The following is a 26,008-nucleotide window of genomic DNA, read 5'->3' as shown; positions in this document are numbered from 1 at the left end:
TTTCCGGCCGATCCGTTCGCTCACTCGAGATCGGCGTAGAATCGAACGAGTCCACACTCCGGACAGCAGACGGCGTCGACGCCGGTCGTCGATCCGACGCCGAGTTTCCCCAGCAGGCCGCTTCGCTTGCCTGTGTTCATGGTGAGCGAAAAGCCGTCCTTGGATCGAACCGTCGTCTCCTCCATCGTTACGGCACAGTCCGGACACCGAACGTCGTTCATGGGGACCGACTCGAGTGCCACCCACAAAACGGTGTGTCTTCCTGATCGTCTACCGAATCGGGGGGTTCCGATATTTGCCGCTCGGTCGCGACTAGGAGAGCGTGATCGACCACAGACGGCTCCTCGAGGTGGGACGGCGCGCCGTCTTCCTCGCCCGGACCGAGCAGTTAACGCTGTTAGCTGCCGGCGTTGCCTACTACGCGTTCGTTTCGCTCGTCCCGCTGATGTTGCTCGCGCTCGGGGTGGCGGCGACGATCGGCGGCCAACAGCTCGCGGGATACGTAACGACGGCCGCGGACGACGTGCTCACGCCACCCGCACAGCGGCTCCTCGCGGAGACGATCACCGACGAGACCGGACGACAGAGCGCGACCGTCGTCGGCGCGCTCGGACTCCTCTGGGGCTCGAGTCGGGTCTTTCGCGGCCTCGATCGAGCGTTCTCAGAGGTGTACGGTACCGCGTCCTCGAAGTCGCTCGTCGATACGTTCTGGGACGTGTTAATCGTCAGCGCCGCCGTTATGGGGGGACTTATCGGCATCACGGTCGCCGAGATCGTCCTCGCGTTTGTCCCGATCGTCGGTGGCGCGTTGATCGGTCCCGTGCTGGTTCTGGCGGGCCTGTTCGCCGCGTTCTTGCCGATGTTCGTCGTCTTCCCGGGAGTCGACGTCGATCTCCGCGAAGCGATCCCCGGAACTGTCGTCGCCTCGGTCGGCTGGTTTCTGCTGAGTCGGATCTTTTCGGTCTACGCGGACTTCGTGGACGAGTACGCTATCTACGGCGCGCTCGGCGCGGTCTTGTTAGTTCTCGTCTGGCTGTACGTCGGCTCGATCGTCGTCGTCTTCGGCGCTGTCGTCAACGCCGTGCTCGCGGGTCGTGATACGGATCGGCAGCTACAAAGTCCCGGCGTGCGACAGGTTTCGACAGAAGCGATGACCGACGACGCTACGGGTGCCGACGGAGACCGATCGGACGACCGCACGAGCGCCCAGACGCGGGACAGAGCCGACGATCCGGCGGCGCTCAGAGAAGAGATCGAACGGCTTCGCGATCGCCTCGAGTCCTTCGAAGCCGACGTCGACCGACGAACGGTCGAGCGCGATTCGCTCGAGGAGGAACTCAAACGATACGTCAGAGGCCGGATCCGGAGCGGCCACTTCGTGGGCTGGGGACCGTACGTCGTCTTGCTCTACGGAACGGCGATGGCGATCGCGGCGTTTTACTTCCTCGATGGGATCTGGGCCATCCTCGCGATGTTTACCGTCTGGACGTCGACGCTCGGCGTCTACGTCCTGATGGTGCTTTTCGGTGCCGGGGTCTCGGCGCTCGGGATTCCGGGTCGGCTGCGCGATCGCATCGGCGAGTGGCGATCCTAACTCGCGTCGGCGTTCCTCGCTCCGCGTTAGCGTTTCGGGAATAGCATCGCAGGTTTCTCCGAGGGACGACCTCGAGTACTGTCTCGACGGTCGGCGTTTCGAATCGCGGTGACTCGAGTCGGTAGAAAGAGAGCGGAAAATAGCGGGCGCGCAGAAACGACGGCGTCGGCTTAGAACGTCTCGAGGTACCGGTCGAGTTCCCACTGGGAGACGTCGACCAGGTACTCCTGGAACTCCTGACTCTTGGCCTCGACGAACTTCTGTGCGATGTGGTCGCCGAGCGCGTTGTAAATGATCTCGTCTTCCTCGAGCGCGTCGACCGCTTCGCCGAGGTTCGTCGGGAGCGTCTCGATGCCGTACTCTTCGCGTTTGTCTTCGTCGAAGTCGTAGATGTTCTCGCGAACCGGGTCCGGACACTCGAGGCCCTTCTCGATGCCCTCGAGGCCGGCGTGGATGAGCGCGGCGAGCGCGAGGTACGGGTTACACGACGGATCGGGGAAGCGGGCTTCGATACGCGAGGCCGCCGGGATGCGCGCGGCCGGCTTGCGGATCAGCGCCGAGCGGTTGCGGTCGGACCACGCGATGTAAACTGGCGCTTCGTAGCCCGGGACCAGACGCTTGTAGCTGTTGACCGTGGGGTTCGAGATGGCCGTGATCGCCGGCGCGTGCTCTAAGATCCCGGCGGTGAAAGCGTGGGCTTCCTCCGAGAGGTCGAACTCGTCGTCGCCGTCGTGGAACGCGTTCTCGCCATCCTCGGTGAAAAGCGAGAGGTGCGTGTGCATGCCCGAGCCGTTGATCTTCGGAATCGGCTTGGGCATGAAGGTCGCGTGCAGGTCGTGTTCGGCCGCGATCGCGCGAACGACGGTGCGGAACGTGGCGACGTTATCGGCTGTCGAGAGGGCGTCTTCGTACTCGAAGTTGATCTCGTGTTGACCCTCTGCGACTTCGTGGTGACTGGCTTCGATCTCGAAGCCCATGTCCTCGAGGCCGTAGATGATGTCGCGGCGCACGTCGCTGGCGAGGTCTTTCGGTGCGAGGTCGAAGTAGCCGCCGGCGTCGTTGGTGTCCGTCGTCGCGCGACCTTCTTCGTCCTCTTCGAACAGGAAGAACTCCGGTTCCGGCGCGGCGTTGACCGTATAGCCGAGGTCCGATGCGCGCTCTAGGGCCTGTTTGAGAACGTAGCGCGGGTCGCCCTCGAACGGCTCGCCCGTCGACGTGTTGTACACGTCACAGATCATCCGCGCGGACGCGCTCTCTTCGCTGTTTCTCCACGGCAGGACGGCGAAGGTGTCCGGATCCGGAACGAGACGCATGTCAGATTCCTGAATTCGAACGAAGCCTTCGATCGAAGAACCGTCGAAGTAAATACCGTCGGTGAACGCTTTCTCGGCCTGTCGGGCCGGAACGGAGACGTTCTTGACCGTTCCGAGGATGTCGGTGAACTGGAGTCGAAGGAAGTCGACGTCCTTCTCTTCGATCTCGTCTAATACCTCCTGTTCCGTAGATGTGATGTTTCCGCTTGTCATCTTTCTCGTCGTGCTATCCGAGGATCCCTACTACTAAAACCCTACTGTATCGAGCAAATCTTCTCCTCCTGCGAGGAAACTGGATATTCGTAAAGTTCTAATGTGATGGGTGCGTGGGTCGATGTGATGACGTACGAAAATCTCGATGCAAAGTTGGTGAATGCGTTGCTCGGCGACGGCCGGGCGAGTCTTCGAAGTCTCGCCGAGGAGCTCGACGTCTCCGTGACGACCGTCTCGAATCACCTCTCGGATCTGGAAGAACAGGACGTAATCGACGGCTATACCCCCCGCGTCGACTACGATGCGGTCGGCTACGACGTAACCGCGGTCATCCAGCTCAAAGTCGAAGGGAACGCGCTCCCCGACATCACCGAAACCCTCCGCGACCACAAGCAGATGACCAGCGTCTACGAGGTCACCGGCGACTACGACGTGATCGCCATCGGCAAGTTCGTCGACACCGACGGAATGAACGAGCAGATCAAAGCCCTGCTGACCGATCCGGACATCAAAGCCTCGAACACGAGCGTCGTTCTCAACTCAGTCTCGGAGAACGAACAGTTCGAACTCGAGGTCCGCGAAGACGAGTAGTCTAGCTGCGACGTGGCGATTTTCCCGCGACTCGAGGCATCCACGGCCGATTCTCGATCATCTTCCCTGTGTGGCCCGGAGCGTCGTCTCTCGATCTCTCGAGTCCGGGTTCGGGCCCGCTCTCGAGGTGTCATGTTCACCTGACATACAACACGAGTATGCCGAGTACGAGCAGTCCGATCCCCCACCACAGTGAATCGCCGGGGAGGACGAACAACACGAGCGTGACGAGTCCCGAGGAAACGAGCGACCAGCCGATCGTGGTTCGATAGGCCATACGCTCTGTTCGGGGTCCAGCAGTAAAGAACCGACACACCGGTCGGTCGTCACCGTATTCGCTCGCTCGAAAAAATCGTCGAAACGGTCGGTCGTTCGCTGTCGGTCGATTGGCGGGTTGATGTGGCTTCGAGCCGAGTTTACATCATGCCGCCCATGCCACCGCCCATGCCGCCCATGCCGCCTGCACCGCCGGGCGCGCCACCCTCGTCGTCGCCCTTGTCGGTCGAGAGGTCGCCGGCGGAGATGATGTCGTCGATTTTGAGCACGAGGTTCGCGGCCTCGCTCGCGGAGGTCACGGCCTGTTCTTTCGCGTGGGCTGGCTCGACGACACCGGCGTCGAAGGTGTCCTCGACGTCTCCCGAGAAGACGTTCAGGCCGGCCGTAACGTCGCCGTCCTCGTGGGCCGCACGGAGGTCGACGAGCGTGTCGATGCTGTCGAGGCCGGCGTTCTCCGCAAGCACGCGCGGGACGAGCTCGAGGGAGTCTGCGAACGCCTCGACGGCGAGCTGTTCGCGTCCGGAGACCGAGTCAGCGTAGTCGCGCAGACGCGAGGCGAGTTCGACCTCGATCGCGCCGCCGCCGGCCAGAACGCGGCCGTCGGAGACGGTCTGTGCGACGACGTCGAGCGCGTCGTTGACGCCGCGCTCGAGTTCGTCGACGACGTGGTCGGTCGAGCCCCGAAGGAGGAGCGTGACGCCGTGGGCGTCCTCCCCTTCGACGTAGAACAGCTCGTCTTCCTCGTCTCGGGTGACGTCGCCGAAGCCGAGGTCCTCGGTGCTCGCGCTTGCGAGGTCCGAGACGACGGCCGCGTCGACGACTTCCGAGAGGAACTCGAGGTCGCTCTTTTTCGCGCGGCGAACGGCGAGGATACCCTCTTTGGCGAGGTAGTGCTGTGCGAGGTCGTCGATACCCTTCTGACAGAAGACGACGTCCGCGCCGAGGTCGGCGATCTGCTGGACCTTCTCCTTGAGCTGTTCTTCTTCGCGGTCGAGGAACTTCTGGAGCTGGTCCGGATCCGTCACGGAGACTTCGGTGTCGACGTCGGTCTCCTCGACTTCGATCGGCTCGTTGAGCAGGAGAATATCAGCGTCCTCGGCGTCGGTCGGCATGTTGTCGTGGACCGGGTCCTTGTCGACGATGCCGCCCTCGAGGAGGTCGGACTCGCCGACGGCTCGGCCAGTCTGGGTCTCGATGTTGAGGAACTCGAGGTCGACGACGTTCTCGCCGTCGTTCGTTTCCACGGTGACGCCGGAGACGGCGTCGACGATGAGCTGCGAGAGGTGCTCTTTGTTGACCTCGGCGCCCTTGCCGGTCATCGAGGTTTCCGCTGTTTTGCGGATGAGTTCCTCGTCGCTGGGGTCGATATCTTCGGCGATATCGTCGACCTCCGCTCGAGCCTGCTCTGCGGCCATGTGGAACCCTTTGATGATCGCCGTCGGGTGGATGTCCTGCTCGAGCAGGTCCTCTGCGTTCTTGAGGAGCTCGCCCGCGATCGCGACGGCGGTCGTTGTGCCGTCGCCGGCTTCGTCCTCCTGCGTTTCGGCGACTTCGATGATCATCTCGGCCGTCGGGTTGTCGATGTCCATCTCCTTGAGGATGGTGACGCCGTCGTTCGTGATGGTGACCGATCCCATCGAGTCGACGAGCATCTTGTCCATTCCCTTCGGACCGAGCGTCGAGCGAACGGCCTCGGCGACCGCTCGAGCGGCGCTGATGTTGTAGTCCTGCGCGTCCTGGTCTTTGACGCGCTGGGAGTCCTCGCTCATTACGATCATCGGCTGTCCCTGTTGCATTCGCTGACTCATAGTCAGCTGATTCTATGTTTGTCCTTCTATATAAATCTTCACTCTCGGTGTCGACAGGGGTCGCTCGGTCGCGGACGCGGTCGTGCCCAAAAATCGCACCACTGCGACCGGTTCACTCGAGAATCATGCCACATGATAGCGTACCTTCACAGGAACGAGCGTCGTCGGTTCCGTGCTACTTTTATATTCTATTGATCGGAGCGATCACACCGGTTCGATGAGCGACGCCTCGTCGGTCGCCGGACTGTTCACCGCCGTCGAAACCGGATAGGCGACCATCTCGTCCGCCGAGTGGGGCTCGAGCGCCGCCGTCGACGCCGCACCCGTCAGCCAGTCGCGCTCGACCGTCGGCTCGAGAATCGCCGCCATTCGGTGGTGTAACTCGCCGACGAGGTCGTTCGGTTCCGTCGTGACGACCGTAAAGGTCTCGAGCGGCCCCGCCTCCTCGTCGGCCTCGGTGTTCCCAGCGCCGCCCCCGAACGACTCGAGCCCGGTCTGGGTCGTCTCCGGCTCCCAGCGCTCCCAGAGCCCCGCCATCGCGAACGGTCGATCGTCTTCGAACGCGACTCGATACGGCTGTTTCCCGCCGTCTTCGGTCTCGGTCCACTCGTAGAACCCGTCGGCGAGCACCAGCGCACGGCGTTGCTCGTAAGCCTCGCGAAAACTCGGTTTCTCGTCGACGGTCTCCGCACGAGCGTTGATTAGCCCGTCTTTATCGTCGTCGGCCCAGGACGGAATCAATCCCCACTCGAGGGACCGGATCGTCTCCGGTTCCTCGTTCGTGATGACAGGGAGGCGCTGGCCCGGTGCCATGTTGTACCGCGGCGCGAACGGCTCGGCGAACCGGGCGTCGAACCGATCCTCGAGATCGTCCTGATCGACGAAGAGCGTGTAGCGACCACACATACCGGTTCCTACGGGACGCATCGATAAGTCCCTTTCATCGATTGGGGTACTGTCGAACCTCCCGCTGTGCTCGCTCGCACCGACTCCCGTCGGTCGATCGCCACTCGAGTTTCATCCCGCACCACGATGGTACACGGTCCTTACCGTCCCGATAGCCGTGGGTAGGTGCCCCGTTACCATACTCGATCCCGGTGGATCGGCGGACGATTCCAATGGACGACCGATACGAACTCGTGGTCTGTGACGACGGACTGCTCGAACTGCGCGACCGAGACGACCCCGACTGCTGGATCGCGACCGACTCCCCCCTCGAGATCGAGCGGTAACGCCGACTCGAGCGGCACAGACGGAAAACAACGCCCGCTCGAGGACCCCCCAAAGAGCGGCTTCGGCGGGTCGACTCTCGGGAGGAGTCGAATAGTCTCGAGGCTACAGTTGCGAACTGAGTACAATAAGTATATAGTTTGTCATCTAATCTCCATCTAATATGGACAGCGGGACTATCATCGGTATCGGGACATTTAGTATCGCCGCCGTCGCCGCCGTCTATCAATTACATCAGGAACAGTGGCCCACCAACCGGACCCTCGGTACTGGTATCTTTCTTGTCGGAGTCGCTATTGAGTTCTTTCTCGAGGATCTCATGCCGGCGAACGCGACCGTTGAGTTCTGGTTAGAGCCAGTCGCTGGCACAGTCATGATTATCGGCTTTCTCGTCACGTGGTTCTGGCAACCGGACTGATCGCGTTCTTCGAGACGTCGCTGTCGTGTACTGCCCCAGTACGGTCGTCTCAAAACGGGGCAGAGACTGTTGTTTACTAGATTCTGGAGGGATACGGTTTTAGGCGTCAGAATACGTGGAAAAACGGGACCAGACGGGGATTTGAACCACGGTCGGACGTGCTCGCTCACGGCTTCGCCGTTCGAAAGCGCGGTCGCATCGCGACCGCGCCCTCGCTGTGCGCGACCTCCCTGATTCAAATCCCTTCTTCGGGTATCTGTCGCTCACGAGTTTGTTCGCGACAGAATACGCCAGGACAGGGATTTGAACCCTGAATCCCAAAGGGAACACGCTTTCCAGGCGTGCGCCTTACCGTTCGGCCATCCTGGCTCACCCGTAGCTAACCGGGTCGATCGTTTAAAGACTACGATAGTGACCGCGCCTGCCTGCGGTCATCGTTCGTCCGTGCGTTGGGCCGTCCACGCGGCGATGCGATACTCGAGCCCGTAGGCGACCGCTGCCGTCACCCCACCGACGACGGCGGCGACGAGAACCGCCTGCGTGATCGAAAGCAACGGTTCTCGAGCGAGCGTGTATCCTTGCAATACGGCGAGAAACGCCATCGAACCGACCAGACCCCAGAGGAGGGCGGATTTGCGTCGTGAGTGCACTCGCTCGAGGGAAGTACCGGAGCCGACCTAAACGTACCGAAGCCGGCGCAAGCGCTGTCCACGCGCGAGCCTACACCAGCACGTCGACTTCGTACCCCTCCGAGCGCAGATCCTCGAGGAATTCCGCGACGTGGTCGTGTCCGCGCATCTCGAGGTCGATCTCGACCTCGGTGTCGCTCATGCTGATGTCGCGAGAGGTCCGATCGTGCTGGATGCCGTAGATGTTCGCGCGGTGGGCCGAGAAGATGTCGAGCAGGTCCTCGAGCGCGCCGGGTCGGTCCTCGAGGACTGTTCGGATCTTGAGGTACCGGCCGGTTTCGACCAGTCCGCGGACGATGACCGTCGAGAGCATGTTCATGTCGATGTTGCCCCCACAGAGCGCGGGGACGATGACCTCGTCGTCCTCGTAGTCGAACTGTTCGAAGAGCACGGCGGCGAGCGGTACCGCACCCGCGCCTTCGACGAGCGTCTTCGAACGCTCGAGCAGCTGTACCAGCGCTGTAGCAATCTGGGCGTCCGAGACCGTGACGACCTCGTCGACGCGCTCTTGAATGATCGGGAACGTCTGCTCGCCGATGCTGCGCGTTGCGATGCCGTCCGCGACGGTGTCGACCGAATCGAGCGTGACGAGTTCCCCCTTCTCGAGCGAACTGGCCGCGCTCGAGGCACCCTCGGCCTGCACGCCGATAACGCGCACGTCCGGGCGCTGTTCTTTGATCGCCGTCGCGATCCCGCTGATCAGTCCGCCGCCGCCGATCGGGACGACGACGGTCTCGGCCTCGGGGCAATCCTCGAGGATCTCGAGGCCGATCGTTCCCTGGCCCGCCATCACGTCCGGGTCGTCGAAGGCGTGGAGGTAGGTTCTGTCCTCCTCGCGTTCGATCTCGTGTGCGCGCTCGGCGGCCTCGCTGTAGTCGACGCCGTGGAGGACGACCGACGCGCCGTAGTTTTTCGTCGCCTTGACCTTCGCGATGGGCGCGTCTTCGGGCATGACGATCTTCGAGTCGACGCCCGTTCGCGTCGCGGCGAGCGCGACGCCCTGCGCGTGATTGCCCGCACTCGCGGTGACGACGCCGGCGTCTTTCTCGGCCTCTGTCAGCGTCGCGATTCGGTTCGTCGCCCCCCGAATCTTGAACGCCCCCGTTCGCTGCTGATTTTCGAGTTTCAGGTGGATCTCCGCGCCCGTCATCGCGGAGAACGTGTGCGAGTACTCACACGGCGTGTGCCGCGACGTCTCCCGTACCCGCGGACGTGCCTCGAGAATCGCCTCAAGTGAGAGCATACAATCGACTACTCGGGACGAACTGTAAGGATTGCTGTGGGCCGTCGTCGCTCGCCGATCGCTCGAGACGCGTCGCTCACGAGCAGTGTCGGAAGGTAGTGCTGATACAAGGGAACAGCACTACGGGAATACAGGGAATGCACGGCGTGTGACGTGCGACTATACAGGAGGACCGGGAACATATAAATCTCATGCCTCCGAAGTGAAAGTGGAATCGCAAGCGGGAAGCGACCTGTAACTGACGTCTGACGGCGAGCAGACGATCGTCATTCGTCGGTCAGTACCACGGTTCGATCCCGCTCGAGACGCCGACGAACCCGTTCGCCGAACGGCCCCGAGCCCGGCCAGTAGGGCGTCGATTCCCGCTCGGGTTCGACCCCGAGCCGATCCGGATCGCCGACGTACGTCCACACGGACGACTCGAGAGTCGGCTCACCTGCTGGAACGGCACCGGGCTCGTCGGACACCGTGACGTCGAAATCGTCCGCAGGCGGCGTCGCCGTCGAACCGCGCTGCTCGACTCGCGGCAGCCTCGCTCGCACGTACAGCCCTCGTGTGAGTCCCTCGTAGGCGTCGAGCGCCTCGAGATCGCGTTCGTCGACCGAGAGCACTCGCCCGGTAACGCGTCCGCCGGGAACGAGCGTCGGATACGCGCCGTCGGCGCGGTGGAGCCCCTCGAGCGTCGCGTCGCCGACGAACTCGGGGTCCGCGTACTCGGGCGGTCTGGACCCGCGGGTCGTCTCGTCGAGCACGGCATCGACTCGAGTCGCGTCGGTGAGCGTTCCGTAGACGAAGACGAACATCACTCAAAACCGGTCCCTGCGGCGGTTCTCGACTCGATCTATCGCTCTTCGAGTGGAGCGAGTTCCCGTTCATCCGGGCCGGTGTAGCGGGCGCGCGGCCGGATGAGTCGGTTTTCCTCCTGGTACTCGAGAACGTGTGCGATCCAACCGCTCGAGCGGCTCATCGCGAAGATGGGCGTGTACATATCGATCGGGATGCCCAGTTGGTAGTAGACCGACCCGGAGTAGAAGTCGACGTTCGGCGCGATGCCCTTCTCGACGAGTCCCTTCTCGTCGGTGAGGTAGTCCTCGATCGTCGTGGTGATGTCGTACCACTTCGAGTCGCCGGTTTCGGCGAGTTCGCGGCTGCGTTCCTGAAGGATCTTCGCTCGAGGGTCCTTGACGCTGTAGACGCGGTGGCCGAAGCCGGGGATGCGCCGCCCGTCCTCGGTCGCCTGCTCGACCCACTCGAGCGGGTCGAGACCGCTCTCGTCGATCTCGATGAGGACTTCCATGACGTCCTGATTCGCACCGCCGTGAAGCGGCCCCGAGAGAGCGCCGATTCCGCCGGTGACGGCGGAGTAGATGTCGGCCATGGTCGAGCCGATGACCATCGAGGTGAACGTCGAGGCGTTGAGCCCGTGGTCGGCGTGGAGGATCAGCGCCTGATCGAACGTCTCGGCGGCGACCTCGTCCGGCTCCTCGCCGGTCATCATGTAGAGGAAATTGGCCGCGAGTCCGAGACTCGGATCGGGGTCGACCGGCTCCTCGCCCTGTCGATACCGCTCGAACGCAGCGAGGATCGTCGGGATCTTCGCCGTAATTCGACGCCCCTTCCGAAGCGACGCTTCACGGTCCGCCGGGTCCGCGTCCGGTTCGGGTTCGGACGACGAGAGCATCGAAACCGCGGTTCGCATCGCCGCCATCGGTCGCTCGTCTGCCTCGACGAGCGCGCGAATCGTCTCGAGGATAGCGTCGTCTACGTCGCGCTCTGCGGCCATCGCGTCGGAGAACTCCGCGAGCTCCTCCTCGTCCGGAAGCGTGCCGTGCCAGAGCAGGTACGCGACTTCTTCGTAGCTCGCACCGCGTGCGAGGTCTTCGATGGTGTACCCGCGATACACCAGGCGACCCACGTCACCGTCGATGGAGCTGAGTCCTGACTCTGCGACCAACACTCCCTCCAGCCCTTTCTTGAGGTCGTCTGCCATACCTGTCGTTTCGGACCCCGATGGAAAAGTATTGTCGTTTGTCGGTTGTGACGGCCGAACGCGGGCGATGTTGCGGGTACAGAGCGTAAACCAGGAAATACAGCGAGTTCGTCAATTTCAAAAATTGTACTATAAATTGAGTTCCTTCTTTTTATAAAGAATATCGATCGTGTAGAATCTGAACTCGAGCCAACCCCTTGGGGCTTCGGTCGTCGACCGGACCGCTATTCGCTGCGGAGCGAGTCGACGATCCACGAGACCGCGACGAAACCGACGACCGCGATCACGGCGATAGAAAGCGTGAGCTCGCCTCGAGCGACGAGCTGGTATCCGAGGATCGCGACCAGGAGGACGGGAGCCTGCCAGAGATAGTCGGGGATCGAATCGAACGTCGCCATGACGACCGGTCGGTCGGCCGAACGAAAGAAGCTGACGATCGGTCGGTAAATCGCGTCGATCGGGTCGCAGTCTCGAGCGGTCGTCGAGCTCTCGGAGACGACGTAACCGGCGACTCGCGGGGTTATCGGCCGAGCTTTTCGCGACCGATTTTGACGCCGGTCGGCGTGATGATGATCTGGTCGTCGCCCTTCCGGACGATGTCGCCGTCGACTTCGTTCGCGACCTGTCGGAGCTCGTCGACGATGTGTTCGACCGTCTTGTCGTTCGTGCGCAGCCGCGTGATGTCGGCGATGACGATGTCGCCATCGTAGACGGTGTCTTTGATGTCGATCGCGGCTTCCTGTCCGTCGACTTCCGCGACGTGTACTTGCATCGCCGCCTCCGTCGTGTTGTCGGTCACGTCGTCGAGGTTCAACTCGACGTAGTCCTCGGCGGATCTGGATTGCTCCCCGCCCAGGATTTTAGTCATCAGTCCCATTGGCGGAATTCAGCCTCGCCGTGAGTATAGTTCTTACGTCAGACACTGTCTCGATAGCGAGACGTTCGCCGCCGCCTCGTCGCCGATTCCGCGAACGCCGTTCGACGGGCTCGAGGTGGCGAGGTGTTAAGGCCTCGGGAAGCGAGTATCAAGACGAAATGGAACGCCCCACCCGTCAGCGCGAGCGCGCGACCGAATCGGAACAGCAAGCGCAGGAGTCGGATCACGAACGGGTGTGCGACGAGTGTGAGTCCGGCACGCTCGTCAACAGCGACGACCAGGGCGAACTCGTCTGCGATCACTGCGGGCTGATCGTCGAGGAGACGAACATCGACCGGGGCCCGGAGTGGCGCGCGTTCAACCACTCGGAACGACAGAACAAGTCCCGCGTCGGCGCGCCCACGACGAAGACGATGCACGACAAGGGGCTGACGACCTCGATCGACTGGAAGGACCAGGACGCCTACGGGCGCTCGCTCTCGGCGGACAAGCGCAGTCAGATGCGGCGACTCCGCAAGTGGCAAGAGCGCATCCGGACCAAAGACGCCGGCGAGCGAAACCTCCAGTTCGCGCTCAGCGAGACCGACCGCATGGCCTCGGCGCTCGCGATCCCGCGTTCGGTCAGGGAAGTCGCCTGCGTGATGTACCGGCGGGCGCTCGACGAGAACCTCATCCGCGGGCGCTCGATCGAGGGCGTCGCGACCAGTACGCTGTACGCGGCCTGTCGCATGGAGGGAATCCCCCGCTCGCTCGAGGAGGTCGCTGCCGTCTCCCGGGTCGATCGCAAGGAGATCGGCCGGACCTACCGCTACGTCGCACAGGAACTCTCGCTGAAGATGGAGCCGGTCAATCCAAAAAAGTACGTGCCGCGGTTTTGCTCGGAACTCGAGCTATCCGAGGAAGTCCAGGGGAAGGCGAACGAGATCATCGACACCACGACCGAGAAGGGGCTCCTGTCGGGCAAGTCGCCGACCGGTTACGCAGCCGCCGCGATTTACGCTAGTTCGCTGCTGTGCAACGAGAAGAAGACCCAGCGCGAGGTCGCAGACGTCGCACAGGTCACCGAAGTGACGATCCGAAACCGGTACCAAGAACAGATCGAAGCGATGGGTATCCACCACTAATCCGCGAGCCGACGGTGTGGGACGTCTCGAGCCGAATCGGCCGTTTCTCCTCCGAACAGAGCGAGTGGGGCGAGTCAGCCCGCGAATTCGTAGAGATCGTCGCCGACGTGATGGAGCGAGTCGACGACTTTCCCCTCGTCGCCGACCATCTGGGTGCCGTCGACGCGTGCTCGACCGACGGCGAGTACCTTCCCGTGGGACTCCTCTGCGATGACGACCAGGTCGCCGCCGGTGATGTCACCCGAGGCCTCGGTGATGCCGGGACGCATGATATCAGCGCCGTCGCTGACGAACGAGATGGCACCGGAGTCGACGGTGACGAGTCGCTTCTCGGGTTCGTACGCGTTCGCACCACGGACGGTGAGAAACGGCTCGTCGTCGAAGTACGCGATCTGGGGCTCGCCGTCGACGAGGATGACCTCCCAGTCGACCGCTTCGAACTCGACGCGTTCGTAGGCGTCGCCGTCGAGTTCGACGCCGAGCTGGTCGGCAAGCGTCGTCTCGAGATCCGAAACGACGTCGCTGCGGAGATGGTGTCGAGATTTGACCTCCATGCTCGAGCGAACGGGCGGTTCGCGTATAAAACGACCGTTCTCGGCCACGGACGTACGTTGGGCAGATTCGGCGAGGCGCTCGCCGGAGACAGCCGGGCGGCCCGTTCGTACCGGTGGTGTGTCCGCTCGAGCGGACACTCGTCGTCGCCGACGGGTGTGACAATCGCTAAGTGTGCACACTCCAATCCAGTTCGTATGTGGCCCGCCAGGACCGAATCCGAGACGGTGACGTGCGTCGCCTGCGGTACGCACACCGACCGCGAGCTGGCTCGAGAGTACGACAAGTACGGCAATCGCTGGGAGCGCGAGGGCAAGGAGTTCGAGCACTTCTGTCGGTCCTGTCACGACGAGCTCTGTCACCACGCCCGGACCGAACTCGAGGAGTTGCTCGTCGAAATCGACGCCGGTGAGTGCTCGCGGCTCGAGTTCCTGTCGCGCTACGTCGCGACCGTCGAGGATCGGTACGGTCCGCTCGAGGAGCGGTGAGCGAGTCCGGTCGCGAGCGTCCGTCGGCCGAAGCGGATACCATCCCGACACGGCTTTCAGGGATACGTCCGTACCCACCGGTATGAGCGACGAGACACAGGCCGACGCAGGCACGGCCGAAGGGCAGGGCCCGGTCGAGATTTCCGAGGAACTCGCCCGTCACCTCGAGAACAAACGCGAGGAGTTATTCGAGAAGTTCGAGATCCGCGACGAGTTTCCGCCGGCGGTCCTCGAGGAGGCCGAGGAACTGTCCGGAGACGTACAGGGCGAGATCGACGAGGAGATCGACGACCGCCGAGATCTGCGCGACCTGACGACCTGGACGACCGATCCGATCGACGCCCAGGACTTCGACGACGCGATCTCGGTCGAAGAGCGCGAAGAGGAGTACGTCCTCTGGGTCCACATCGCCGACGTCACCCATTACGTCAACCCGGAGACGGCGATGTGGGACGAGGCCGTCGAGCGGGGGAACACGGTCTACCTGCCGGGATACACCATCCACATGCTGCCGCCGGTACTGGCGGAGTCGGTCTGCTCGCTGGTCCCGAACGAGGAGCGATTCGCCCACACCGTCGAGATGCACCTCGACAAGGAGAACCTCTCCTACGAGACGATCGATATCTACAAATCGGTGATCGAATCCGACGAACGGCTCACCTACTCGCAGGCCGAAAACCGACTCGAGGATCCCGACGCGCCGCTGCACGAGGAGAACGTGCTAGTCCACGAACTCGCCGATAGGATGCACGAGATCCGCAAGGAAGACGGCTCGCTCGTGTTGAACCCCGCTCGCGACCGCGCACACACCATCATCGAGGAGTGCATGCTGAAGGCGAACAAGGCCGTCACGCACGAACTCATGTGGTCTCGCGGCGTCGAGGCGATGTATCGGGTTCACCCGCAGCCGAGCCCCGACGAGTGGTCGAAGGCGCTGCAAGAGATCCAGGACTTGGACGGCGTTTCGATCCCCGGCGACAAGTGGGACGACCCGCGGATGGCGGTCAACGCCACGCTCGAGGACGCGCCGGGTCGCCAGCTCGATAAGATTCAGTGGGCCGTGATGAAAGTCATGCCGCGCGCACGATACATGAACGATCCCTTCGGCGGGCACCACGCGCTGAACTTCGAGATCTACGGCCACTTCACGAGCCCCATCCGGCGGCTATCGGACCTGATCAACCACTGGATCGTCTACCAGAACGACGTGCCGGAGAACCTCGTCGCGCTCTGCGATCGGGCCAGCGACAGGCAGAAGGACGCCGAACAGTGCGAACGCGAGTACAAGACGTTCCTACAGGAAGTCGGTCTCGATCCGACGGCGGTCAACAACCGCGGCATCGAGGTCGTCGAGGGCGACGCCGAAAACACGCTGTAATCGCCGACAGCGAAAAGACAAGCCTAGTTCCGAACGCGTCGCTTCGTCGGGACTACAGCGGCTTCTCGTAGACGTGTTCCTCGAGCGGCGCGTCGATCTCCGTCTCGTCTATTTCCGCCTCGAGGTCGGTGATCCGGGTTTCGACGCGTTCGAAGCCGGTCGATTCGTAGAACGAGATGCCGACATCGTTGCCGGCGAGAACGTGTACTCGGAGCGTTTCGAACGAGTCGTCGAGCGTTTCCTCGAGCGCCGTAACCAGCGCCGAACCGACGCCGTCGTCCCACGAGTCGGGATCGACGTAGATCCGGTTGAGCACCGCGACTCGCCGTGAATTTTCCGGCGGTTCACTCGAGTTGGCTGCAGCCGTCCCCTGGACGAACCCGACGACGGACGCCGATCGGGCCTCGTTGGATAGAGTCGGCGCCGTGTCGGCGGCCTTGTCGTCCGCGGCGAACTCGCTGTCGGCGACCAGAAACGCGCCAGTATCTCTCTCCGCCGTTTGCTCGAGACTCTCTTCGAGGGCCTCAATCGCGTACCACCTGTCAGTCAATTTTTCGACCGTCTCGGGACCGAGGATATCGTCGTAGGCCGCGTGCCAACTCCGCCGGGCGATCCTGCTGATCGCCCGAACATCCTCGAGCGTCGCCGATCGAATTCGAGGCATATCGACTCGACTGATGTCAGCAACTGATAAACAAGTTAGGGTGGTTCGTAGTGCGTTGTCAGTATCGTAACGCCGCGCGGCGACTCAGATCGGCGGTCGGTCTCCCCGAGTCGGAACCGTCACTTCGAGTACTCGAGCGGCTTAGGTCGCGGTAGCGGCCGGTCAGCTGAGAGCGATCCTAGAAGAGACTCAAGTTCATCGCGTACGGCCACGAGGAGACGCCGAGCGCGAGAAAGACCAACGATGCGCCGAGCAGGCCGACGTTTTTCAGGAAGCTGTTGATCTCGCCTTCTTTCTGCTCTTCGGGGACGTTCCAGAAGTCGTGCATCTTCGGCGTGACGACGACGAAGAACGCGACGAGCGCCGCCGCGGCCAGCACCGGGAAGACGCCAAGCACGATGCCCAGGCCGCCCAAGAGCAACACCGCACCCGAGAGCGGAATCGCGAGCGACGCCGCCGGGACGCCCTTCGCTTCGGCGTAACCGATCATGCCCTCCATGTCGAGGAAGTGATTGAGACCGGTAAATGCGATGACCAGCCCGAACAGGATCCGACCCGCCAACAGCAGTTCGGCGCCGGGGCCGTTCTCGAGTACCATCAGTTGCTCACCCGCGATTTCCCGACGCGCTCGTTCGAATTCGCCAGTTCATCTCTCCGATCGTACAGTCGTTGCATACGGTACCAGGTTCGGCCCCGCACAGACATATATTCTTCCTGATGATACGGTTATCTGGTATCCCCTGTGTTACTGGAACACCCGATGACTGAGAGGGGTGTCGCTACTAATTTATCTGGCCCACAATATGACATATATTAGATGTTTTCGGCGTTTGATAGCGAGAGTAGCGCGCAGGCCTCGCGGTAAGAATTCCGGTTCGAGAGCCGTTCGTTCACGGCATGGGGTCGTGACACGTACGATATCGCGGCCCATTTAACAAAATAGGGCGGGTACTTTCTCTCGAGAGCGCGGGTTCTCGAGTCGCCGAGAACTGAACAAACCGTGTAGGACCGCCGTACTGTTTCTCAGATACCGACCGAAATCCGCCATCCGATTTAAATATTGGGTCTGCATACCGATTGGCATGCGTAACCTAGTGACGGGGTTGGTCGGCCTGACCGGCCCAGCAGCATCGGCAGATTCGTCGACAGAATCTGGACCCAACGAGACCGAGGAAACGACCGTCGGCGGTCACACCGGCGACTGGGAGAGCGTCGACGGCGCGTTACTCGATCCGACCGGCGACGTCGAGCGCGTTTCCGCGGAAACGCCGTTCGGGGAGGCGACCGCGGAGTCGATCATCGTCAGTTATCTACAGGGGTCGACCGATCCCATCTTCGTCATCGACGCCGAGGGGAACTTCACCCACTCGAACGCGGAGTGTCGCGACCTCTTCGGGCGCGTTCCCGGCGAACTGCTCGAGAAGAACCTCTTCGACCTCGACGAGGCCGACAATTCAGTGATGAAAGAGGTCCTCGAGACCGAAGAGTCGATTCAGAACTTAGAGGGCGTCGTCGAAGTCGACGACGAGACGATCTACGTCAGTCGAACGTTCTTCCCGCTTTTCGACGCCGACGGCGAACTGACCGGTGCGATCGAGATCAACCGCAACGTGTCCGAACGCGTCGAGGCGGTCAATCGCCAGGAGACCTTAGAACAGTATCAAGCCTACCAGCAGGAGGTCGTCGAGTCGTTCCAGAGGTGGATGGATAGACTCAGCGACGGCGATTTCACGATCGACCCGACGATTCCGGAGCCCGAGGGCGACTCCGAGGAGATACAGGAGGCCTACGATCGGTTCTCGACGATGGCCGCAGATCTCTCGACGGCGGTCGACACCATTCACGACGCCCTCGCGGAGGTGCGACACAACTCCGAACAGTTGAGCGAGATCAGCGACACGCTCGTCGACGCGGCCGAAGAGACCTCGAGCGCGACCGTCGAGATCGATCGAGCGAGTCAGGCCGTCGATTCGAAAACGAGCGAGCAGGCCGAGCAGGCGGCCGTCGCCGAGGAAAACGTCTCGAACCTCTCTGCGGCGATCGAGGAGATCACGGCGAACGCGGGCACCATCGAGCAGCGGGCGTCGGAGGCGAGCGACCGCACGGATCAGGGCGCGACCGAGGCTGAAACGGCACTCGAGCGCATGGCGGAATCGATGTCGGCGTCCGAGGAGACGGTAACGCAGATCCAGACGCTCCAGGAACGGATGGGAACCATCGGGGAGATGGCGGAACTCGTCAGCGACATCGCCGACCAGACGAACCTGCTGGCGGTCAACGCCAACATCGAAGCGGCGCGCGCCGACGGCACCGGCGATCGGTTCGCGGTCGTCGCCCAGGAGATAAAACGCCTCGCCGACGAGTCAAAAGAGACCGCCGAGGGAATCTCGAGCGATCTCGAGGGCATCCAATCGGACGTCGAGGAGACCGTCGAAACCGTCGAACGAGCCAATACCACGGTCGAGACGAGCGCCGAAGCGGTCGACGGTATCGTCGATCACATCGAGGAAATCGACGACGCGGTACAGGAAACGGACCAGGGGATCCAGAACATCGCCCGCGCGGCCGAGGATCAGGCGGCGGACGCACAGGCCGTCCAGGACATCGTGACCGACCTCTCGAAGCGCAGCGCCGAGATCGACGACCGGATGGACGCCGTCTCGACGAACATCGACCAGCAGACCGATACCATCGATCGGATGGCCGAGATCTCGGAGTCGATCGACGAGATGGCCGCCGAGATGGAGACGCGCCTCGGCCGGTTCGACCTCGAGACCGCCGGAAAGGGGCCGGATTCTGCCGCCCCACAGCCGTCGTAGGCCCGAAGGTGTCGTAGCCACGTCCGTTGTAACCCACGCAGTCTCCGGAGACCACGCAACTGTCGGAGGCCACACACCGTCGAACCGTTACCGACAGTTTCGATACCGCCTCATCGTCGTCCATCCGAGGAGCGATGCCATCGCGATCACGGCCGATACGGGTCCGAATCCGCCGGTCGGAAGCGTTCGGGTCGAGAGGACGACCGTCACGGAATCTCGCTCACCGCTCTCGAGAGTCGCACTCTCTGCGGACCCCGATCCCGCCCCGTCGGCTTTTGCTTCGATCGTGTAGTGCTCGCCCGTTCCGGGCACCGTCACCGCGAGCGTTCCGTTCGCGTCGGTCCGCTCCGTCGGTTCGAACGACGCCCCCGAGCCGCGCGCGATCGACAGCGACGCGTTCTCGACGGGGTCGCCGCCGCCCGTTTCGGCGGTGACCTCGAGGGTCGCGTTCCCATAGAGCGCGTACGATTCGGTGACCGATTCGGCGTCCGCCTCGAGCCAGAGCGAGGCGCTCTCGGGTTCGTAGCCGTCGGCGGTCATCCGAAGGTCGTACTCGCCCAGCGTCGGGACGTGCTCGGCGACGTAGGTTCCGTTTTCGACGTGGGTTGCGGCGTACGTTCCGCGGTCGCCGACGAGTTCGACCGTCTCGGTGTCGATTCCGGTCCCGAAGTGGGCGTCGGTGAGGCGTATCTCGGCCGTCCCGGAACCAGCGAGCGCGGAATCGATCGTCGTCGTCTCGTCGGTCGGAACGTCGCTCGTCTCGGTGGCGCCCTCGTAGCCGTCCGCGTCGATGGAGACGGTGTACTTCTGCGCGCCGGAGAGCCCCGTCACGTCGTACCCGCCGTCCGCGTCCGTCGTCGTCTCGTACTCGGCGCCGTCGGCTGCGGTCAGCGCCACCGTCGCGTCGGGGATCGGATCGCCCGTTTCGCGGTCGGTGACCGTCCCGTCGACGGTGGCGTGAGTTCCGAGCGCGTCGATCGCCGCGTAGGCGTCGACGATGCCGTGCCCGTAGCGCGTGTCGGATTCCGTCTCGCAGTCGTCCGAGCGCGTGCACGCGTCGTCCGGTTTTGTAGCCGTCTCTCGAAGCGACTCGACGATCTCGCTGGCCTCGAGATCCGCCGCCGTCGCAGACTGCACGAGCGCGACCACGCCGGCGACGTGCGGTGCCGCGATGCTGGTTCCGCTTGCCGTCCGGTAGCCGTCGCCGGGGATCGCGCTCTCGATACCGACGCCCGGCGCGACGACGCCCGGCGTGCGGTAGGTCTCGGGCCAGTCGTCCGGCGCGTCGGTCCCCCACGCGTCGTCGGTCTCGATCGTTTCGCCGCTCGAGAACGAGGCGACCCCCCGGGATTCGTTCGTCGCACCCACGCTCAGGGCGTCGTAGACGTTCCCCGGCGTGAGCGAGGAGCCGTTTCCTCGGTTGCCGCTCGCGCCGACGACGACCGTTCCCGCGTCGTTCGCGGTCTCGACGGCGTCGATGAACGACTCGCTGTAGCGGTACCAGCCGAGGCTGATGCTGACGGCGTCGGCCTCGTGCTCGACCGCCCACTCGAGTCCCTCGAGGACGGCCGATTCGGATGTCCTGCAGGTACCGTCGGCACAGTCCGCGACGACCGCGCCGTGGAGGAGGGCCGCATCGGGCGCGACGCCGATCGGCGTTCCGCGCTCCGCGCCGCCGGTCGCGACGCCCGAGACCAGCGTCCCGTGGTCAGCGTAGACGGTCGGCTCGGGGGACGGATCGGTCGTGAAGTCCTTCCACCGCTCGAGGTCGATGTCGGGGTGGTCGTCGTCGACGCCGGAATCGAGGACTGCAATCGTCGCGCCCTCGCCAGTGGTTCGGAACTCCTCCCAGACCGCCGAGACGTTGGTCTGCTCGAGGTTGTACGGCACGTCGCCGGCGGTGCTCGAGGCGAGTGCGGCCGCGTCCGAGTCCGTCGACTGCTCGTCTCCGGCCTGCAGAACGGATATTTCCGCTTCCGGTCGAACGCGGCTCACCCGGTCGAGTTCGGCTATCGAGGCCACAGCGTCCGACGGCTCCACTCGGTCCGCGTCCACGGTCACCACCGCGGCGTTGTCGATCCAGAACCCGTGTTCGAAACTGACTCCTTCGGTCCGATTGGCGTACGTCTCGAGCGGCCGCTGGAGAGAATCGGCCGCTGCCCGTCGCGCGGCGGTCTCGTCCTCGATCGACTGGTTCGCCACCTCGCCGAACTCGACGACGACGGATTGCGTTCCGGTCGTGTTCTCGAGGGCCGGATCGATCGCGGGTCGGTTCGAATCGGTCGCGGGCGCAGCGGTGTCGACACGCTGGGGCTGAGTTCCCGACAGTTTGCTCTCGTTCCCACCGTCCGCAGGGACGCTGATTCCCGCGGCGGCCGCGGGACCGCTCGCGACCGCGAGCGACGCCGCGAGGACCACCACGACCACGATCGAGCGCCAGTTTCGGCGTCGATCCTCACCGCTCACTGCCCGTGACATTATCGAAATCGAGACAGTCCGCTCGCTTAAGAATGAGGGTACGTCGTCTCGAGTCGACAGGACGACCGCAGAGGAGCTACTCGGATCGCTCCTCGAGTTCGGCCTCGGCCGCCCGCAGGAGGCTATCGATGATTTCGGGCGTCGTCGGGTGATAGGCCCGATCCGGAATCTCGCGAACGTCCAGTGCCATCTCGACGGCCAGTTGCATCGTCTTTGCCATCACGTCAGCGTGGAGGTGAAGCCCCTGATAGCCAAGCACCGATCCGTCGTCGGCGTTGACGACCAGCGTCGCGCGCCCCTCCGGATGGTTCTTCGACTTGAACACGCCCTCGGAGGACGCCTCGCTCGAGACGACGATGGTATCCATATCGCTCGCGCTCGCCGTCGCCGGGGTGTGCCCGATACGAGCGAACGGATAGACGCCAAGCCCCGAGAAGATGACGTGGTGGGGGACGTTCGCGTACGCCTCGAGATCCTGCCCCCGATCGTGGCGGAGCACGTTTCGGCCGGCCGCGAACCCCTGTTCCTTGGCGACGTGTAAGATCGGCTCTCTCCCGTTGACGTCGCCGACCACGAACACGCGCTCGTCGTCGCGGGCCTGCATCGTCGAGCCGACCCATCCCTCCTCGACTTCGAGTCTCGTGTTCTCGAGCCCCAGGCCGTCCACGTTTGGTCGGCGACCGGTGAAGAGGTACAGCTTCTCGGCCTCGAGCGTTTCCTCGACGCCGTCTCGGTCGACGTGCAGGCGGACGCCGTCGGACGCGGCCGCCGTCGCGTTGAGATCCCGGTCGCTGTGATCGTCGCCCGATTCAATCGTCTCGAGTCGTTTCTCGTCGGTCTCGGTGAGGATTTCCACGTCGAAGTGCTCGCGGTAGAGCTCGAGGACCGTCTCGCCGTACTCGGACTCCATCTCGTCCAGGGGGTGCTCGTCGTGTTCGATGACCGTGACGTCGACGCCGCCGACCTCAGAGAGGTAGGGGACGAGTTCGAGGCCGATGTAGCCAAAGCCCATCACGATGGCGCTGTCGGGGAACTCGGTCGCGTCGAGCACGTCCGCGCTCGTCGAAAACGGCACGTCCTCGATGCCGGGCAGGTCGGGAACGTCGACCACGGAGCCCGTCGCGATGACGACGTAATCGGGCTCGAGCGTTCGATCGCCGACCTCGAGTACGCGATCGTCGACGAATTCGGCGGTGTCATGGACGAACTCGACGTTCTCGCGTTCGGCGAGTTCGTGGACGTGATCCCGCCGGTGCTGTGCGAACCCGAGGACGTGGTCGTCTTTCTGGTCGACGACGCGCTCGGGGACGACTTCGGGAACGCCCTCGAGCCGGTCGTCGTGTCTGACCTGATACCGGTGCTGTGCGGCCGAAAGCACGTCTTTCGAGGGCATACACCCCCTGAGAATGCAGAGCCCGCCGCCCGGCTCGCCGTCGTCGATCAGGGTCAACTCGAGGTCGCGTTCGGGGTCCTCGTCCGCGCGGTCGACCAGTTCGTCGGCGACGGCGACGCCCGCGCTGCCGTACCCACCGATAATCGCGACGTGTACCATACGGTGGCTTTCGCGCCGACACAAAAAATCGTTCCGCGCCTAGTAAACCGGAGCGTTTCGAACGACCGACCCGATGTTCTCGTTCCTGAGAGAAATGCCAGAATTGCCTCGGTGACCGCGAACATAGAGAAAGCCCTCCGCGGTTTCGCGGTTCTCGCTCGCTTCGCTCGCTCCGAACCGCGCCCGCCTCGCCCTTTCAATCCGCCAGAAGCTGCCGTCAGCCTGCCTTTCCCTGGGGAAGACGGCTCTCGCAGTGCTCGAGCCGTCCTCCCGGCCAGATAGAGTACGCCGGTGGCGACAGACTGGTTGAAACCAACTCTGTTGGCGAAGATCCGGCCAGCGTTCACGTTCACTCGTCGCGCCGATTAGCCGTGGACTCGAGCGGCCGCGGCCGACAGCAGCGTCACGACCGAGACGCCGACGCCGAAGCCGGGCACGGTATCGCCGAGCGCGCCGCCGTCGGCGCTCGCGCTCTGGACCGCCACGTCTCGCTCCGAGAAGTGGTTGACGGCGATGAGCACGTCAGCCGACGCGTCGGCCTCGCCCGACTGGGTCACCATGTACCGCGACTGGTCGCCCCCGATGGCACCCTCGAGTTCGCTGTAGGACGAGGCTTCGGCGGCGGCCTCGCCGTCGACCGTCACCTCGAGGTCGTCGGCCGACTCGGCACCCGCCACCGCCGCGTCGGAGACCGATGCGATGATGACCGTGCCCTCGCTCTGGGCGCGTTCGGCGGTCATCTCGAGGCGCTGTTCGCTCTCGGCCTGCGTCTCGACGGCGATGTCCTCTCCGTAGGTGGCCACGTCGGCGACTCGCTCGCCGTCTTGCTCGTCTGCGTACACTTCGGCCGTCGCCGTGCCGTTCGCGATCAGTCGTTCCTGCGTTTTGGCCGCCTCGTCGCGCTCGCCGTCGTCGTACGATCGGAAGACGAGCGTCGAGTCGCCGCCGAGGTCTGCCGTCACGTCGCCCTCGTCGTTGACGCTGACCTCGCCGTCGCCGGCGACGACGAAGGCACCGGTTCGGCTCTCGCTTTCGACGACGACGGCTTCGCCGTCGCTCTCGGCCGTCGCGTTGCTCTCCTCGGCGAGCGCCACTTCGACGTACTGGGATTCGCCGCCGGCGTCCACGGTCAGGATACCTCGTTCGGTGTCGTGGGCGCTCATCGTGGCGGACCCCTCCGAGGCGATCTCCACTCGAGTGTCCGTCTGCGCGCTCAACTCGAGTCCGAGTCCGGAGACGTTCGTCACCGCCGACAGTCCCGTACTGCTTCCGATCCCCATCTCGCTCTCGTGGTCGCTCTGGGAGGTGACGCTGACGTTCTCGAACACCGTCTCCCCGCCGACGCTGTAGTTCGTCACCGCCGTGTTCGACGTCTCGAACGCGACGTGCGTTCCCGCGTAGGCCTCGCCCTCGGCGTCGCTCGACTGGGTCGTTTCCTGCGTGCTCGCGCCTGCAGCCCCGCCCACCGCGGCGGCCGTGAGCATCGCGGTCGTTACCACCACTGCGAGTGCGATTGCGGTTCTTCTGGACATGACAGTCTCGAGTTCCGACGGGACCATAAAGCAGTTTCTGGCAAAACCGTCCAATTGTGTTCGGTATCCTCTCGCATGAACGTCGATGCGGACATCTCGACGCCACTTCGAAACCGGGGAAAACGCGGCGGCTCAGCCGGTTATCGCGAAATATCCGACGTCTGCTCTCCGATAACCGATTCGACTTCGGCCGGCGTGACGACCGCGATGTCGCCGGGGATCGTTCGCTTGAGCGCGGCCGTCGCCGCGGCGTACTCGAGCGCGCTCGAGACGCCGTCGCCGTCGATCCGGCGGGCGAGAAACGCGCCGGTAAACGCGTCGCCCGTCCCGATCGGGTCGACGGTCTCGGTCTCGTAGGCGTCGTGCTCGTGGTACTCGCCGTCGTGCCAGGCGAGCGCGCCCGCCGAACCGCGGGTGATCACGACCGTCTCGAACCCGTGATCGGTCCCGAGCGTCTCCGCGAGGGTCTCCGCGTCGCCCTCGAGGTCCAGTACCTGCCGAGCGTCTCGAGCCGCGACGACGAGTACGTCGATCGAATCGAAGAGCGCCGTCAGCGTCTCCTTCGCTTCGGACGGACTCCAGAGCTTGTTCCGATAGTTCAGGTCGAACGCCGTCGTCGTTCCGGCCCGACTCGCGGTCTTGAGCAGCGTCGCCGTCGTCTCAGCGAGCGTCGCCGACAGCGCGGGCGTGATCCCCGACGTGAAAAAGACCTCGGCGTCTCGAAGCGCCTCGAGGTCGAACTCGTCGGCTTCGGCGGTCGTGACCGCCGCGTTCGCCCGGTCGTAGACGACGTTCGTTCCGCGTGGTTTGCCCGCCTGCTCGAGGTAGTAGGTTCCCTGCCGGCCTTCCTCCGTCCAGACCGGATCGGCGTCGATGCCGTATCGCTCGAGTTCGCCGGCGACGCGCCGTCCCAGCGGGTTGTCGGGAAGCTTCGAGAGCCACGTCGAGGGGGTTCCCAACCGCTCTGCCGCGATCGCGACGTTGCTCTCTGCACCCGCCGCGCGAACCTCGAACTCGCCTGCGGTCTCGATTCGCTCGTTTCCAGCCGGCGAGAGCCGAAGCATCGTCTCGCCGAAGGTAACGAGATCACTCACGAGTTTCACCGCCACGGGGGCTCGCCGTCTGCCGTAACTCGGTCATGGCCGGCAAAACGGCCGGCGCAATAAAAGGGATACTGAT

General features: G+C 63.7%; 25 protein-coding genes and 1 tRNA gene. 7 read left to right on the top strand and 19 right to left on the bottom strand.

From position 1 onward, the window contains the following. Window positions 1-20: 20 nt before the first annotated feature. Complete coding sequence (locus BM348_RS03090) at window positions 21-221, bottom strand: hypothetical protein (protein ID WP_092901800.1); 201 nt, start codon at window positions 219-221, stop codon at window positions 21-23. 101 nt (window positions 222-322) lie between these two features. Between BM348_RS03090 and BM348_RS03085 the strand changes: the two genes are divergently transcribed. Further along, window positions 323-1,594: a YihY/virulence factor BrkB family protein gene (locus tag BM348_RS03085; protein WP_092901797.1), complete on the top strand. Its 1,272-nt coding sequence runs from the start codon at window positions 323-325 to the stop codon at window positions 1,592-1,594. Between the two features lie 170 nt (window positions 1,595-1,764). On the opposite strand, the gene glnA is transcribed toward BM348_RS03085, so the two are convergent. Next, window positions 1,765-3,120, bottom strand: a complete 1,356-nt coding sequence (gene glnA / locus BM348_RS03080; RefSeq protein WP_092901794.1) for a type I glutamate--ammonia ligase — start codon at window positions 3,118-3,120, stop codon at window positions 1,765-1,767. Between the two features lie 126 nt (window positions 3,121-3,246). Here glnA and lrp point away from each other — a divergent pair, with 126 nt between their 5' ends. Next, window positions 3,247-3,711 (top strand): HTH-type transcriptional regulator Lrp, encoded by a 465-nt coding sequence (gene lrp, locus BM348_RS03075; RefSeq protein ID WP_050051273.1) that lies wholly within the window; start codon window positions 3,247-3,249, stop codon window positions 3,709-3,711. Window positions 3,712-3,847: 136 nt separating this feature from the next. On the opposite strand, the gene BM348_RS21085 is transcribed toward lrp, so the two are convergent. The 3 genes from BM348_RS21085 to BM348_RS03065 all read right to left on the bottom strand — a co-directional run bounded on the left by BM348_RS21085 (window position 3,848) and on the right by BM348_RS03065 (window position 6,701). Beyond that, the gene (locus BM348_RS21085; protein WP_175507089.1) at window positions 3,848-3,988 is read right to left on the bottom strand and encodes a hypothetical protein; all 141 of its coding nucleotides are present in this window, start codon (window positions 3,986-3,988) and stop codon (window positions 3,848-3,850) included. A gap of 139 nt (window positions 3,989-4,127) precedes the next feature. Then, complete coding sequence (gene thsB, locus BM348_RS03070; protein WP_092901791.1) at window positions 4,128-5,783, bottom strand: thermosome subunit beta; 1,656 nt, start codon at window positions 5,781-5,783, stop codon at window positions 4,128-4,130. 216 nt (window positions 5,784-5,999) lie between these two features. Further along, a complete protein-coding gene (locus BM348_RS03065) occupies window positions 6,000-6,701 on the bottom strand; it encodes an SOS response-associated peptidase (protein ID WP_092901788.1) in 702 nt (233 codons plus the stop codon). A gap of 487 nt (window positions 6,702-7,188) precedes the next feature. On the opposite strand from BM348_RS03065, the gene BM348_RS03060 reads away from it, so the two are divergent. Continuing rightward, window positions 7,189-7,443, top strand: a complete 255-nt coding sequence (locus tag BM348_RS03060; RefSeq protein WP_092901785.1) for a hypothetical protein — start codon at window positions 7,189-7,191, stop codon at window positions 7,441-7,443. Between the two features lie 288 nt (window positions 7,444-7,731). On the opposite strand, the gene BM348_RS03055 is transcribed toward BM348_RS03060, so the two are convergent. The 7 genes from BM348_RS03055 to BM348_RS03030 form a co-directional block, all read right to left on the bottom strand. Further along, a tRNA-Ser gene (locus tag BM348_RS03055) sits at window positions 7,732-7,812 on the bottom strand. Window positions 7,813-7,874: 62 nt separating this feature from the next. Next, window positions 7,875-8,093: a hypothetical protein gene (locus BM348_RS03050; RefSeq protein WP_092901782.1), complete on the bottom strand. Its 219-nt coding sequence runs from the start codon at window positions 8,091-8,093 to the stop codon at window positions 7,875-7,877. Between the two features lie 70 nt (window positions 8,094-8,163). Continuing rightward, on the bottom strand, window positions 8,164-9,375 hold the full coding sequence (gene ilvA / locus BM348_RS03045; protein WP_092901779.1) for a threonine ammonia-lyase: 1,212 nt from the start codon (window positions 9,373-9,375) through the stop codon (window positions 8,164-8,166). 266 nt (window positions 9,376-9,641) lie between these two features. Then, complete coding sequence (locus BM348_RS03040; protein WP_092901776.1) at window positions 9,642-10,178, bottom strand: gamma-glutamylcyclotransferase family protein; 537 nt, start codon at window positions 10,176-10,178, stop codon at window positions 9,642-9,644. A 38-nt stretch (window positions 10,179-10,216) separates the two neighbouring features. Further along, window positions 10,217-11,365, bottom strand: coding sequence for a citrate synthase (citZ, locus tag BM348_RS03035; RefSeq protein WP_092901773.1), 1,149 nt, complete (start codon window positions 11,363-11,365; stop codon window positions 10,217-10,219). 224 nt (window positions 11,366-11,589) lie between these two features. After that, the gene (locus BM348_RS21080) at window positions 11,590-11,763 is read right to left on the bottom strand and encodes a hypothetical protein (protein ID WP_175507088.1); all 174 of its coding nucleotides are present in this window, start codon (window positions 11,761-11,763) and stop codon (window positions 11,590-11,592) included. 122 nt (window positions 11,764-11,885) lie between these two features. Continuing rightward, a complete protein-coding gene (locus tag BM348_RS03030; protein WP_092901770.1) occupies window positions 11,886-12,242 on the bottom strand; it encodes a cell division protein SepF in 357 nt (118 codons plus the stop codon). Window positions 12,243-12,400: 158 nt separating this feature from the next. Here BM348_RS03030 and BM348_RS03025 point away from each other — a divergent pair, with 158 nt between their 5' ends. Continuing rightward, window positions 12,401-13,366 carry a transcription initiation factor IIB gene (locus BM348_RS03025; protein ID WP_050050209.1) on the top strand — a complete coding sequence of 322 codons (966 nt, stop codon included), beginning with the start codon at window positions 12,401-12,403 and terminating at the stop codon, window positions 13,364-13,366. Window positions 13,367-13,440: 74 nt separating this feature from the next. Here BM348_RS03025 and BM348_RS03020 read toward each other — a convergent pair whose 3' ends face one another. Further along, window positions 13,441-13,920, bottom strand: coding sequence for an RNA-binding protein (locus BM348_RS03020; protein WP_092901768.1), 480 nt, complete (start codon window positions 13,918-13,920; stop codon window positions 13,441-13,443). A gap of 195 nt (window positions 13,921-14,115) precedes the next feature. Between BM348_RS03020 and BM348_RS03015 the strand changes: the two genes are divergently transcribed. Next, window positions 14,116-14,406, top strand: a complete 291-nt coding sequence (locus BM348_RS03015) for a DUF7562 family protein (protein WP_092901765.1) — start codon at window positions 14,116-14,118, stop codon at window positions 14,404-14,406. A gap of 82 nt (window positions 14,407-14,488) precedes the next feature. Further along, on the top strand, window positions 14,489-15,784 hold the full coding sequence (locus BM348_RS03010; RefSeq protein ID WP_092901762.1) for an RNB domain-containing ribonuclease: 1,296 nt from the start codon (window positions 14,489-14,491) through the stop codon (window positions 15,782-15,784). Window positions 15,785-15,836: 52 nt separating this feature from the next. Here the strand turns inward: BM348_RS03010 and BM348_RS03005 are convergent, their stop codons facing one another. After that, window positions 15,837-16,448 (bottom strand): GNAT family N-acetyltransferase, encoded by a 612-nt coding sequence (locus BM348_RS03005; protein ID WP_092901759.1) that lies wholly within the window; start codon window positions 16,446-16,448, stop codon window positions 15,837-15,839. 178 nt (window positions 16,449-16,626) lie between these two features. After that, window positions 16,627-17,046, bottom strand: a complete 420-nt coding sequence (locus BM348_RS03000) for a DoxX family membrane protein (RefSeq protein ID WP_092901756.1) — start codon at window positions 17,044-17,046, stop codon at window positions 16,627-16,629. Between the two features lie 484 nt (window positions 17,047-17,530). Between BM348_RS03000 and BM348_RS02995 the strand changes: the two genes are divergently transcribed. Beyond that, window positions 17,531-19,267, top strand: a complete 1,737-nt coding sequence (locus tag BM348_RS02995; RefSeq protein ID WP_092901752.1) for a methyl-accepting chemotaxis protein — start codon at window positions 17,531-17,533, stop codon at window positions 19,265-19,267. Window positions 19,268-19,354: 87 nt separating this feature from the next. Here the strand turns inward: BM348_RS02995 and BM348_RS02990 are convergent, their stop codons facing one another. From BM348_RS02990 to kdgK1, 4 genes are all read right to left on the bottom strand, one after another. Continuing rightward, window positions 19,355-21,745: a S8 family serine peptidase gene (locus BM348_RS02990; RefSeq protein ID WP_092901749.1), complete on the bottom strand. Its 2,391-nt coding sequence runs from the start codon at window positions 21,743-21,745 to the stop codon at window positions 19,355-19,357. Window positions 21,746-21,821: 76 nt separating this feature from the next. Continuing rightward, complete coding sequence (locus tag BM348_RS02985; protein WP_092901746.1) at window positions 21,822-23,297, bottom strand: dihydrolipoyl dehydrogenase family protein; 1,476 nt, start codon at window positions 23,295-23,297, stop codon at window positions 21,822-21,824. 365 nt (window positions 23,298-23,662) lie between these two features. Next, on the bottom strand, window positions 23,663-24,829 hold the full coding sequence (locus BM348_RS21075) for a hypothetical protein (RefSeq protein WP_092903572.1): 1,167 nt from the start codon (window positions 24,827-24,829) through the stop codon (window positions 23,663-23,665). 140 nt (window positions 24,830-24,969) lie between these two features. Further along, window positions 24,970-25,923: a bifunctional 2-dehydro-3-deoxygluconokinase/2-dehydro-3-deoxygalactonokinase gene (kdgK1, locus tag BM348_RS02975; protein ID WP_092903570.1), complete on the bottom strand. Its 954-nt coding sequence runs from the start codon at window positions 25,921-25,923 to the stop codon at window positions 24,970-24,972. Window positions 25,924-26,008 lie beyond the last annotated feature (85 nt).

Origin of the sequence: Halostagnicola kamekurae (assembly GCF_900116205.1) — an archaeon.
Taxonomy (GTDB): Archaea; Halobacteriota; Halobacteria; order Halobacteriales; family Natrialbaceae; genus Halostagnicola; species Halostagnicola kamekurae.
This window is presented reverse-complemented; position numbering and strand designations above follow the sequence as displayed.

Excerpts from the sequence above, each read along its gene's own strand:
- glnA (WP_092901794.1), bottom strand. The coding sequence starts at position 3,120 with ATGACAAGCGGAAACATCACATCTACGGAACAGGAGGTATTAGACGAG.
- BM348_RS03025 (WP_050050209.1), top strand. The coding sequence starts at position 12,401 with ATGGAACGCCCCACCCGTCAGCGCGAGCGCGCGACCGAATCGGAACAG.
- ilvA (WP_092901779.1), bottom strand. The coding sequence starts at position 9,375 with ATGCTCTCACTTGAGGCGATTCTCGAGGCACGTCCGCGGGTACGGGAG.
- lrp (WP_050051273.1), top strand. The coding sequence starts at position 3,247 with ATGACGTACGAAAATCTCGATGCAAAGTTGGTGAATGCGTTGCTCGGC.
- BM348_RS21085 (WP_175507089.1), bottom strand. The coding sequence starts at position 3,988 with ATGGCCTATCGAACCACGATCGGCTGGTCGCTCGTTTCCTCGGGACTC.
- BM348_RS03020 (WP_092901768.1), bottom strand. The coding sequence starts at position 13,920 with ATGGAGGTCAAATCTCGACACCATCTCCGCAGCGACGTCGTTTCGGAT.
- BM348_RS03065 (WP_092901788.1), bottom strand. The coding sequence starts at position 6,701 with ATGTGTGGTCGCTACACGCTCTTCGTCGATCAGGACGATCTCGAGGAT.
- BM348_RS03015 (WP_092901765.1), top strand. The coding sequence starts at position 14,116 with ATGTGGCCCGCCAGGACCGAATCCGAGACGGTGACGTGCGTCGCCTGC.
- BM348_RS03010 (WP_092901762.1), top strand. The coding sequence starts at position 14,489 with ATGAGCGACGAGACACAGGCCGACGCAGGCACGGCCGAAGGGCAGGGC.
- thsB (WP_092901791.1), bottom strand. The coding sequence starts at position 5,783 with ATGCAACAGGGACAGCCGATGATCGTAATGAGCGAGGACTCCCAGCGC.
- citZ (WP_092901773.1), bottom strand. The coding sequence starts at position 11,365 with ATGGCAGACGACCTCAAGAAAGGGCTGGAGGGAGTGTTGGTCGCAGAG.
- BM348_RS03040 (WP_092901776.1), bottom strand. The coding sequence starts at position 10,178 with ATGTTCGTCTTCGTCTACGGAACGCTCACCGACGCGACTCGAGTCGAT.
- BM348_RS21080 (WP_175507088.1), bottom strand. The coding sequence starts at position 11,763 with ATGGCGACGTTCGATTCGATCCCCGACTATCTCTGGCAGGCTCCCGTC.
- BM348_RS02995 (WP_092901752.1), top strand. The coding sequence starts at position 17,531 with ATGCGTAACCTAGTGACGGGGTTGGTCGGCCTGACCGGCCCAGCAGCA.
- BM348_RS21075 (WP_092903572.1), bottom strand. The coding sequence starts at position 24,829 with ATGTCCAGAAGAACCGCAATCGCACTCGCAGTGGTGGTAACGACCGCG.
- BM348_RS02985 (WP_092901746.1), bottom strand. The coding sequence starts at position 23,297 with ATGGTACACGTCGCGATTATCGGTGGGTACGGCAGCGCGGGCGTCGCC.
- BM348_RS03060 (WP_092901785.1), top strand. The coding sequence starts at position 7,189 with ATGGACAGCGGGACTATCATCGGTATCGGGACATTTAGTATCGCCGCC.
- BM348_RS03005 (WP_092901759.1), bottom strand. The coding sequence starts at position 16,448 with ATGCCTCGAATTCGATCGGCGACGCTCGAGGATGTTCGGGCGATCAGC.
- BM348_RS03000 (WP_092901756.1), bottom strand. The coding sequence starts at position 17,046 with ATGGTACTCGAGAACGGCCCCGGCGCCGAACTGCTGTTGGCGGGTCGG.
- BM348_RS02990 (WP_092901749.1), bottom strand. The coding sequence starts at position 21,745 with ATGTCACGGGCAGTGAGCGGTGAGGATCGACGCCGAAACTGGCGCTCG.
- BM348_RS03090 (WP_092901800.1), bottom strand. The coding sequence starts at position 221 with ATGAACGACGTTCGGTGTCCGGACTGTGCCGTAACGATGGAGGAGACG.
- BM348_RS03030 (WP_092901770.1), bottom strand. The coding sequence starts at position 12,242 with ATGGGACTGATGACTAAAATCCTGGGCGGGGAGCAATCCAGATCCGCC.